The sequence below is a fragment of the Agarivorans sp. Z349TD_8 genome, assembly GCF_050870825.2.
Taxonomy (GTDB): domain Bacteria; phylum Pseudomonadota; class Gammaproteobacteria; order Enterobacterales; family Celerinatantimonadaceae; genus Agarivorans.
Window position 1 is genome coordinate 2,602,184 of record NZ_CP194037.2, and the last position, 11,169, is coordinate 2,613,352.

Sequence of the window (11,169 nt, forward strand, 5' to 3'; positions counted from 1 at the left end):
TAACCACAAATATACCCGCGAGTTAAGCTCTTATTACATTTTTTCATAAGTATATAGCCATTGCAGACCATAATGAAATCACTTTCCATTGATTTTAACAAAGCGGAAGCAACATTAGCTTAGATTGGGCTGCGACTTACCACTTAAGTGAATACAAAGACCACTAAAGCGAGAAAAGCTTAACGCAAACTTCTCACCAACTGAGCCGAGTTTCGCTTCAGTAAACGTAAGGTTGAACTCGCCCCCATACTGGCAATCACCACCATTCCCAACACTGGGCCAATCAACCACAGGCTCCAGTTCAACATCGGTCGGATCTCAAACACTTGAGTTTGTAGTAACAATAATACCCCTTGAGCTGCGCACGCGGCGATGAAGCCAGATAATAGACCGAGGATAACAAATTCATAAATCACAGCATTTCTCAATACTTTACCGCTGGCACCTAGAGTGCGTAGAATCACCGTTTGCAGTCGGCGTTCTTGTAACGAGCCCTGCACTTGAGCAAATAGCACTAAACTACTGGCTAACAGTACCACCACCAACACCAATCGAAGCGCCAGTGATACTTGGTCAACCACTTGGCTTAACTGCTGAATCAGAGCCTTCACATCAATTAATACCAAGGTAGGAAAACTCGCCATAGTTTCAGCCATCCAAGCACTTTTATTGGCTGGTAAATTAAAAGAACTCAAATATCCACTTGGAAAAGAGGCCATCACATCTTGACTCAATAGCACAAAGAAATTTGGTTGCATGGTATTCCAATCAACACTGCGAATACTGCTTACCTTTACTTCAAAGGTACTGGCTCCCACCATAAAACGCAGCGTATCACCGAGTTTAATCGCTAAACGCTCGGCAAAATCTTGCTCCACCGAAGCTTGCTGCTGGCTTTGAGGGCTTAACCACTGGCCATCAATTACTTGATTTCGATAGGGTAAGTCTGCAGTGCTACTTAAATTAAGTTCCCGACCAGCCCCACGACGACGCGACGATTCCTTATCTGAATATTCGCCATTGGCTTGCTGACTCACTAGCTCATCATTGATCGCCACTAAGCGCCCACGCAACATCGGAAACAAGGGGCCCAAATTAATATTCTCGGCAGCGAAACGATCGATTAATGGCTGTTTTTGCTGTTGGCTAATATTGTAAACAAAATGGTTAGGAGCCCCGGCCGGCAGTTGTTGCTGCCATTCGCTAATGAGATCCTGTTGAATCACCCACACCACTAAAGCAAGTTTGATGGCAACGGTAAAGCCAATCAACTGAACCCGATTCTGTTTCGCTCTTTTATAAAGCGATGAGACCGCAATTTTAAGGCTCACGTGACCTAAATTGCTTGAACGTTTTTTAAGTAGCCACAGCAATAGCTGGCTGGTTAACAACAGCACCAACACCGCCAATAAACCTACGCCCAATAGAATAAGGCTGAGCGATAAAGATGCGCTATACAACCATAATAAGCCAAACACGCTCAGCAGCATCCATAGGCCGACCCATAACGGCTTCACCACACCATCGTCACTGTCACGACGGATCACCCGCATTGGTGCCACATTAAATAACTGTAAGAGAGTTGGCAAAGTAAAGGCAAAGCCACAAATCAAACCACTACCCACCGCCATCAGATAAGGTTTCAAACCTGCGCTTGGCAAGGTAATGTTAATACTAGCTTCCACATAATTGACCACAGGCCATTGCAAAATGGAGGCAAGTCCCAATCCCAGCAATGTTGATAACAAAACGACGCTAGATAAATGTCCAATGTAAATGCGTCTGATCTGTACTTTACTTGCCCCAACAACTTTAAACATCGCCACCGTATCGTAATGACGTTGACAGTACAGCCTGCTGGCGACCGCAATCGCCACGCAAGCCAACAAAACCCCAATTAAGCCCGCAAGCAATAAAAATTGCTGCGCCTTGGTTAAGGCATTGGCTAGCGGAGAGCTACCACTACTGACGTTAATGAAACGTTGATTATCCGCGAGCAAGGGCTTTAATTGCAGCTCTAAGTCGGCTAAACGAGATTTACTTCCTGCGAACATGTAGCGGTAAGATAAGCGACTGCCAGGCTGAACCACCTCGGTTTGAAGCACATCGGCGATATTCATCATGACCCGAGGCGCAGTCATAAATACGCTAAATGGCGCATCTGGTTCATTCACGATACGCCCGGCGATCTTTAATGTCGCCTCGCCTATCTCAATTTGATCGCCAATATTTACGCCAAGCTGATAAAACAAACGTTCGGCTAAATACACTTGTCCTATCGGAACGCCTTTTATCGAGGCACCACCACTGCCAGTCGGCTGTTTACTCACTCGCAACGCCCCCTTCAGTGGATAGTGATTCGACACCGCCTTCACACTCGCCAAAACTAACTTATCATTGGCATATAACATCGATGGAAAGAGCAATTGCTCCGCGTAATCTAATTGTAAGCGGCTTGCTCGCTGCGCCAAATCAAGATCAACGGGATGTCCACTACGAACCAAGCGGTCGGCGGCAATAAAGTCTCCGCTCTTAGAAAAAATGGCCTGTTCTAAACGATCAGTAATACTACTGAACAACCATACTGAGCTCACCGCAAGCACAATAGCAGCGGCAATAATCGTCAGTTCCCCACGCCGCAGTTCAGCACGAAATAAACGCCAAATCAGCTTATTCATCGAAGATTCCTTATCCGTCAATCATTTGCCCAGCTTGTAAGGTTATTTGCCTTGAGCAACGCTCCGCCAAACCTCGTTCATGGGTCACCAAAACTAAGGTCGCACCCGATTGTTGGTTTAATGCAAATAACAAGTCTTCAATGTTTTTTCCGTTGTCACTATCTAAATTGGCGGAAGGTTCATCCGCAAACAAGACCTCAGGCTGGCAAATAAAGGCTCTCGCAATTGCGACCCTTTGTTGCTCGCCACCAGACAGTTGATTAGGATAATGATGATGGCGCTCGGTTAAGCCCACCTTATTTAGCCACTGTTCCGCCAACTCCTTAGCCTTGGCGATCCCTTTTAATTCTGCCGGTAACATAACGTTTTCCAGAGCGGTTAAGGCCGGAACTAATAAAAACTGTTGAAAAATAAAACCCACTTTATCGCGTCTTAAACGTGCCCGTTGCTCTTCATCTAAGGCCGACAATTTTTCGCTGCATAATTCAACCTCCCCCTGGCTGGCGCTATCCAAGCCAGCTAAGATACTGAGTAAGGTAGTTTTTCCTGAACCAGATGCGCCCACAATGGCAAGTGATTCACCTTGGTTAATTTGCACATTGATATCTTTTAATAAGCTCAAACTCCCATTTGGAGTGGCAACCTGATGATTGAGTCCAGTTGCATTTATGATTATCTTAGGGGGAGACGACTGTGATTCTACTGACATAAATAGGTACTCAATAATGATTGTTACTCGGAAAACTGGGTATTACGTATTCAGCTTATTGCTGGTTTTACTCTGTTTGACAATAAATACCAAAGCTAGAGCAAATAGCAAATCGATGTTAATCCTCGGTGATAGTTTAAGTGCCGCCTACGGTATGACCCTTGAGCAAGGCTGGGTATCACTCACTGAACAACACTATCGAGACAACAATAAGCCGTTATACTTAATTAATGCAAGTATCAGCGGTGAAACCAGCGCTGGTGCTTTACGAAGATTACCAGATTTATTGGCGGAACATCCTGTCGATTGGCTACTTATTGAGCTTGGCGGTAATGATGGCCTACAAGGCCAGGCGATTAACAGTATCACCGATAATCTTACAGCAATGGTGCAACTCGCCAAGCAGCAAGGTATACGAGTGGCGGTGATGCAAATCCGCATCCCGCCAAACTATGGCAAACGTTACACCACTGCCTTTGAAAGCTTATATAAAACGCTGGCAGAACAACAACAGATCAATTACTTACCTTTTTTTATTGAAGATATCGCGACCCAAAGCGAATTGATGCAAAACGATGGGATCCATCCCAATCAGCAGGCGCAAGCCTTGATTAGTCGGCGGATGCAGCAGCAATTACTTGAATTAGTTCAAGATTAGCCACAGTAACTTTAAATAATTAATGCTTCGAGAAACGGCTTATTCGTCCGTAAAACAGTCTATTGATTAGACCGAGCTGACGCTGATAACCGACAAGCTTGATTTGAATCAGAACGCTCAATTATCCATCAATCAGTTTGTGGTAACTATATATGAATGTGAAACCAAGCTTATGCCCGAAATGAAGCAATTGAGGAGGCCTAAGCTGTTTGGGCGAAACCGCGAGATGGTTGAAGTAAACGAGAGAGAGGCATGACCCGATCGTGCATCACTTTAATGGCTTCAAATTGACCTAAACTTTTACGCTGGTCCAATTGCAAGCCTGCTTCAATGGTCATCACCGTATAGCTTTGCTCACTGCGCTCAACAATCACACAGCGACTATGCGCGTAATCACTTTGTAGTACCACCAGTTGACCCAATTGCAAATCGCTTTGCTGAACGGTGCCGATACTCTTGAAAAACCAACTTTGCGGCATCAACGGTTTAAGAAATTGCGCGGCGGCTAAAGCATTTAAACAAATTTGAACTTTAATCGCTTCAGACCAATTAACCTCTTCTAATTGCTCTAAAAATTGATAATAAAGCTGAGTCTGTTCGGTCGTGAAAGGACTGTCTTCTTGAGCATGTAGAACACAACGCTTTTTACACAACTTAGACACAAACAGCATATTAGGCCCCAAGTCCAGAGTCATTACTCCTTTATTGGTATCGAATATCCAGTGCCATTGTTTATTAGGTTGTATTAACATTTTAAAAAGACAGATCTATCCATGTGAGTTCACTTAATAAACAAATGTACTACGTGAACTCAATAATAACAAATAAATTTAAAAATTTTTTATATAACTTTGGAAATCTGCTTAATTAATTCGGGACCTTTATAAATAAATCCACTATATATTTGAACTAGTTTGGCTCCCGCTTCCATTTTTTCTTTTGCAGCCATCCCTGAGTCTATTCCGCCAACACCAATGATCGGGATCTCCGATTTTAAATAATGATCTAATTTACGAATAACTTCTGTCGATTTTAATTGCAAAGGACGCCCGCTTAAACCTCCAGCCTCACTAGCATGGTTCATCCCCTCAACCATTGAGCGCTCTAGGGTGGTATTGGTTGCAATCACCCCATCTAATTTATAACGGATCAGACTGTCACTAATTTGTTCAATTTCCGCTTCTGATAAATCAGGTGCTATTTTAATCAACAGTGGTACATGTTTATTATATTGTTGGCTAAGTTGATCTTTTCGCTCAGTAAGATCCTTTAATAGATCTTCTAGCGCTTCACCATATTGTAAGGATCTTAAACCGGGAGTATTTGGACTAGAAATATTAACTGCGATATAAGAGGCATGGGCAAAGGCTTTATTCATACCGATTAAATAATCGTCTTTACCATTTTCAACAGGCGTATCAAAGTTTTTACCAATATTGATCCCAAGGATCCCTTTGAACTGGCTTTGCTCAACCTGATTGATTAAATAATCGATCCCTTTATTATTAAAGCCCATTCGATTAATTAAACCTTCGGCTTCTAATACCCTAAAAATACGAGGCTTTTCGTTACCTGACTGAGCGCGAGGGGTTACCGTTCCAACTTCTATAAAACCAAAGCCCATTGCAGCAAAAGCTTGAATACACTCGCCATTCTTATCTAAACCAGCCGCTAAGCCGACCGGATTAGGAAACGTAAGTCCCATTAGTTCTACTGGGTTGGCTGGAACTTGTTGGCGGTACAGTCTGTCAAGTAAGGTTCCGCCAGTACGCTTAAACATCTCGATAGTCAGATCATGAGCGGATTCAGGATTTAGTTGAAAAATTAGTTTACGAGCGAGTGGGTAATACATTTAGACTCCTAGTATAAGACCCCCGAAGATGCAGGGCTTCGGGGGCAGTATTTTATACTAGTTTACCGAGCAATTTAAATTTAATAGATTCAATTCCCTTAATAATACTGAAAATTTCGCAAATTCATGGATATTTCCGGTTTTGAAGTCGGCCAACATCTGATTCCAGCGAAGCAAAAGGCTCTCGTGAGCGGCTAACCAATCATCCAAAGCATTTTCACTTTCCATCTGAGTCGCCCATTTTAGAGCACTCATGGTAAGCTGCCGTTGTTGCCAGTCGAGATCTTCTCTAAAAGAAGAACGCGCTAAGGCCTGCCAATGGTTATCTACCGCTTGGATATTAATTTGCTCTAGGAACCAATGTAAGCCGATATTTGCACCAAGATTAAAGTACAGTCTTGCCACCGTAACAATATCTTGCTCGCCTTGTTCAGCAATCTCGGTGAGGTCTAAGATCGAAAACATCGAATCCATCTTGGCCATGGTACTCGCTAACTCTGCTGGCACATGCTGCTGCTGCAGTTTATCTGCTTGCTGATTTACCAAGTCCACCTCATCGCTGGCAAGTACGTCCAGTAACTGCTGATGTAGTTGCAAATAACTCGGGCGATAACGTTCTATTTGCTCTGCGATGGTCAAGGAGCGATCTCTTAGTGTTAAGAAACGTCGCGTGGCTCGACGTATATTCCTGCGCAAGCTGTTAATCATGCTTAATTGAAGTTGCGCATTCACTCGATTATCCAAGGCTTCAATTTGCTCATAAAGCTCCCATGCGCCAAAGACTTCACAAGCAATCATATAACAAGTACAAATTTCTGCGGCGCTCGACCCCGTTTCTTCAATCAGGCGAGTGACAAAGTTAAAGCCAACATCATCGACCACTTGATTCGCCAAACGAGTCGCCACAATCTCTTGGCGAAGTGGATGCTGATGCATCTGTTCAACATAACGTTGCTGCAATAAAGCAGGGAAAGACTTAATCAAAGTTTGACTGAGATAGGGATCCTCGGTTACTTCGGACACATTAAACCATTCTTTCAAGGCCATTTTGCCATAAGCAACCAACACCGCTAATTCGGGTCTGGTGAGCCCTTGACCATTTGCCTCTCGCTCTAATAACTCTTCATCGCTAGGCAAAAACTCTAAACTTCGGTTTAAGCGCCCTTCCCGCTCTAAAATATGCATAAAACGGCTAACTTCTTTAACGGTACTCTCACCAAGTTGTTCCGTCGCACTGATCGATTGACTCTGACGATAGGCATTTTCTAATACAATAAGTGACACATCTTCGGTCATTTCAACTAACAATTTGTTACGTTGTTTTTCTGTAAGATCACCATTTGTCACCAAGCCATTGAGCAAAATTTTAATATTCACTTCATTATCGGAGCAATCTACACCACCCACATTATCGGTGAAATCGGTATTAATTCGACCGCCATTCTCGGCAATTTCAATACGGCCAAGCTGAGTAATCCCAAGATTCCCCCCTTCACCAACAATTTTCGCGCGAAGTTGCTTACCATTGATCCGCAACGAATCATTAGCGCGATCACCAACGTCGGTATTGGATTCGGAACTGGCTTTGATATAAGTCCCAATACCACCGTTCCAAAATAAATCAACAGATGCACATAGGATCAACTGAATCAAAGCATTTGGCGTAACACTGCTTAGTTTGGTATCGAGTAGACGCTGAATTTCAGGGCTTAGCTTAATCGACTTAGCACTACGTAAGAAAATGCCTCCACCTTCAGAGATTAAACTGTTGTCGTAGTCTTGCCATGAGGAACGCGGTAATTCAAATAGCCGTTTACGTTCTTGGTAAGAACGCGCTGCATCAGGACTGGGGTCAATAAAGATATGCATATGGTTGAAGGCAGCAACTAAACAGGTATGTTCCGAAAGCAACATCCCATTCCCAAATACATCACCTGCCATATCCCCAACTGCGACACAGCTAAAGTCGGTGGTTTGACAATTTACGCCAATTTCTCGGAAATGACGTTTTACCGACTCCCAAGCCCCTCGAGCAGTAATCCCCATACCTTTATGATCGTAACCGTTACTGCCACCGGATGCGAAGGCATCCCCCATCCAGAATTGATACTCCTGACTAATTTGGTTGGCAATGTCAGAGAAAGTTGCGGTACCTTTATCGGCGGCCACCACCAAATAAGGATCATCAGGGTCACGTCGAACCACTTGGGGAGGCGCAATGATCTCTCCCTTAATATTATTATCGGTAATATCCAATAAACCGCGAATAAAGGTGCGATAACACTGTTTGCCTTCGGTTAACCAAGCATCTCGATCACTCGGCGCAGGCAAACGCTTACAAACAAAACCACCTTTAGCACCGACTGGTACGATCACCGTGTTTTTCACCTGTTGAGCTTTGACTAGACCTAGTACCTCAGTTCTAAAGTCTTCACGTCGATCAGACCAGCGCAGTCCACCTCGAGCAACTTTACCTCCCCGTAGGTGAACCCCTTCGACTCTCGGCGAATAAACAAAAACTTCGAACATTGGCACAGGCTGCGGCATATCCGAAATTTGCCGAGGGTCAATTTTAAAGGAGATATAGTCTTTAACTTGTTTGTCTGCAGTAAGCTGGTAAAAATTGGTCCGTAAAGTTGCTTTAATCATCTCTAAGTAACGACGAATAATTCGGTCATCATCTAGGTTTTCGACACCATCCAACAAACTAATCAACTTCGCTTCTATCTTTTCTTCGGTCTTTTCAGAACGCTTTAGACTGGGATTAAAACGACGATGGAATAAATCCATTAATAAGGTAGATATTTGCGGGTAACTTGCGAAGGTTTCTTCAATATAACTTTGGTTAAAATTACTGCCGATCTGACGCATATACTTCGCGTAGGCTCTGAGTAAGGCAACATTTCTACCGGACACTTGCGCAGCCAAAACCAAGCGATTGAAACCGTCGTTTTCAAGCTGTCCAGACCAAATTTCAGCAAAGGCTTGTTGGAAATTATCACGATTTTTTTCGATGTCCAAAGCTTGTTCGCCCACAAACAACATCGAAAAGTCCAACAACCAATATACTTTATTATCGCTGCTGGTTAAGCGATATGGTGTTTCACCAATCACCCGCAAGCCCATATTTTCTAACATCGGTAATACATCAGAAAGATGTAACGGTTCATTCAAATGAAATAATTTTAAGCGGACATGATTGTTATTAATATTCTCTTCTTGGGGCCGATAGAACAACATCCCCAATTGATTCTCATCACTGAGTTCTTCAAATTGCATGATATCGGCAACAGCCGAACCCGGTAGCACGTCTTCTTTATATGAACGAGGAAAAGCACTTTGATATTTACTGCTTAATTGAATCGCACGCTCTTCACCGAAATTAGATACCAAAGAATCTGATAAACGGTCTTCCCAGGTTCTAGCGGCTTCAATTAGGTTAGTTTGTAACTGGCTCAAATCAAACTCCTGATTGCTATTATCTACTCTCACTAGATAGTGAGTGCGCGCCATTGAGCCTTCAGTGTAATAGGTTGTAAATTCGACTTCTTCCGTGGATTTAAAGTGTTGCTTGAATATCTCTTGGCTATCTATCCTTAAAGCCGTGTTATAACGGTCTTTGCTGGTATAAACCAAGCAAGAGTAGAAACGCCCGTATAAATCTTTTCGCACAAACAACTTCACTAAGTCGCGCTCTTGAATTTGCTCGACACCTAAACCAATATTCAACAATTCCTCTTCACTCGCCTGGATCAACTCATCTCTGGGATAAGTTTCCATAATATTCAGCAATGACTTATATGCATGAGACCCTTCGGGTAGAGCCGAGTTAACCATAATTCGAGCAAGCTTTTGATTAATCAAGGGGATTTCTAGAGGACTGCGATTATAGATAGAAGAAGCATATAAACCGACAAAACGATGCTCTCCAATCACCTGACCCGCTTTATTAAAAACTTTAATCCCAACGTGATCGATATAAGCAGGACGATGCACTCGCGACTTATGATTACTCTTGTTCAACACCAACGGCGTCTGATTCGTCGCCAGTTCACGACCGGCCTCGGTATAGCTCGATAAAGAGACTACCTGACTCGTCACATATTCTCGGTAGAGACCTAAACTGCCTTCGTCATCGGGAATCAACTGAAAGTCCCCTTTCACTTCTTTGAGTGCGTAGTGACGATAGCCCATCAGCGTAAAGTTGTGATCAGACATCCACTCTAAAAAAGCACAGCTCTGAGCTAGTAAATAGTTGTCTATTGGCCCTTTAGTTTTGGCCAAGTCTGCGGTGACATCAATTAACTTTTGCAGCATCACCTGCCAATCATTAACCACCACTGCGACTTCGTCCAAGACCTTACTCAGTTCGTTACTCAACTTACGCAAGGCTGTTTCGTCGCTTTGGCGGTCAACTTCAATCATGAATATGGTTTGATTGCCAAACTCACTATGCTGCACGTCATATACAGCGGTCACTTGATTATTCTCATCGCGGTCTAAACGCATTGGTTGATGCAATAATAAGTGAGTATTAATGCCACTGCGAACCAAGGCCATTCGAACCGAATCAACTAAAAACGGTGAATCTGGTACAACAATTTCGATAATCGTGTGGGTAGATTGCCAACCGTGACGGCTTAACTCAGGGTTATAGACTTTAATATGTCGGTCACAAGTTTTTGTAAGATTTAGCGTATTCCATAAGCCAACTCCGACCCCATATAAGTCGCTGTCACTGCGATTGGCCAGGTCGTCACTGCCTAGCCCAGAAAACAGCCGAGTTAAAAACTGCTCAGCTAAGGGCGCCGCCCTTGCATCCAGTTTCTGGTTAACAATTTGATAGACTTTCTTAAGTAATACGGAGGCGTGTTGCTGCGCTCTTGTCATAACGCATTCCTTTTCTAAGTAGAGTAATATTATTATTGTGTAAAACAACAGCTTATTGTTTATTTGAGTGTAGTCCGGTTTAAAAATTAATCGAAAAATAACTCGAACAACTACAGCGGCAATTAAACCATGTTTTTACATATATTCAACATTGTTCACTAGATTTTTTGAAGAGATATGAATTTATTTTGGTTATCGGTCGATAATACAAAACGACCGCTAATGCCTGAAGCATTTAAAAAGGACAAAAAACGCAACGCGGGAATTTGCACCCGCGTGCCTTTATCATCAACAGCGATCACCGAACGGGCACTACCTCGGTAGACCCGCTCAAACTCCAGATATGAAATATGTAAATTAAAATAATACTGTTTCATACTGA

Annotated in this window: 7 protein-coding genes; 1 reads left to right on the top strand and 6 read right to left on the bottom strand. The window is 43.2% G+C overall.

Annotated elements, in window-relative coordinates; genetic code table 11:
* Positions 1 to 179 precede the first annotated feature (179 nt).
* Positions 180 to 2,678, bottom strand: coding sequence for an ABC transporter permease (locus ACRRS1_RS11815; protein WP_432467771.1), 2,499 nt, complete (start codon positions 2,676 to 2,678; stop codon positions 180 to 182).
* Positions 2,679 to 2,688: 10 nt separating this feature from the next.
* Positions 2,689 to 3,387: an ABC transporter ATP-binding protein gene (locus ACRRS1_RS11820; protein ID WP_432467769.1), complete on the bottom strand. Its 699-nt coding sequence runs from the start codon at positions 3,385 to 3,387 to the stop codon at positions 2,689 to 2,691.
* 16 nt (positions 3,388 to 3,403) lie between these two features.
* Between ACRRS1_RS11820 and ACRRS1_RS11825 the strand changes: the two genes are divergently transcribed.
* A complete protein-coding gene (locus tag ACRRS1_RS11825; RefSeq protein ID WP_432467768.1) occupies positions 3,404 to 4,045 on the top strand; it encodes an arylesterase in 642 nt (213 codons plus the stop codon).
* Between the two features lie 200 nt (positions 4,046 to 4,245).
* On the opposite strand, the gene ACRRS1_RS11830 is transcribed toward ACRRS1_RS11825, so the two are convergent.
* The 4 genes from ACRRS1_RS11830 to ACRRS1_RS11845 form a co-directional block, all read right to left on the bottom strand.
* Complete coding sequence (locus tag ACRRS1_RS11830; protein WP_432463134.1) at positions 4,246 to 4,797, bottom strand: cell division protein ZapC domain-containing protein; 552 nt, start codon at positions 4,795 to 4,797, stop codon at positions 4,246 to 4,248.
* Positions 4,798 to 4,886: 89 nt separating this feature from the next.
* The gene (gene pyrD, locus ACRRS1_RS11835) at positions 4,887 to 5,897 is read right to left on the bottom strand and encodes a quinone-dependent dihydroorotate dehydrogenase (protein ID WP_432459473.1); all 1,011 of its coding nucleotides are present in this window, start codon (positions 5,895 to 5,897) and stop codon (positions 4,887 to 4,889) included.
* A gap of 57 nt (positions 5,898 to 5,954) precedes the next feature.
* Entirely contained in the window at positions 5,955 to 10,787 is a 4,833-nt protein-coding gene (locus ACRRS1_RS11840; RefSeq protein WP_432467766.1) for an NAD-glutamate dehydrogenase, read from the bottom strand.
* A 158-nt stretch (positions 10,788 to 10,945) separates the two neighbouring features.
* The gene (locus ACRRS1_RS11845) at positions 10,946 to 11,164 is read right to left on the bottom strand and encodes a DUF2835 family protein (RefSeq protein WP_432452973.1); all 219 of its coding nucleotides are present in this window, start codon (positions 11,162 to 11,164) and stop codon (positions 10,946 to 10,948) included.
* Between the last annotated feature and the right edge of the window lie 5 nt (positions 11,165 to 11,169).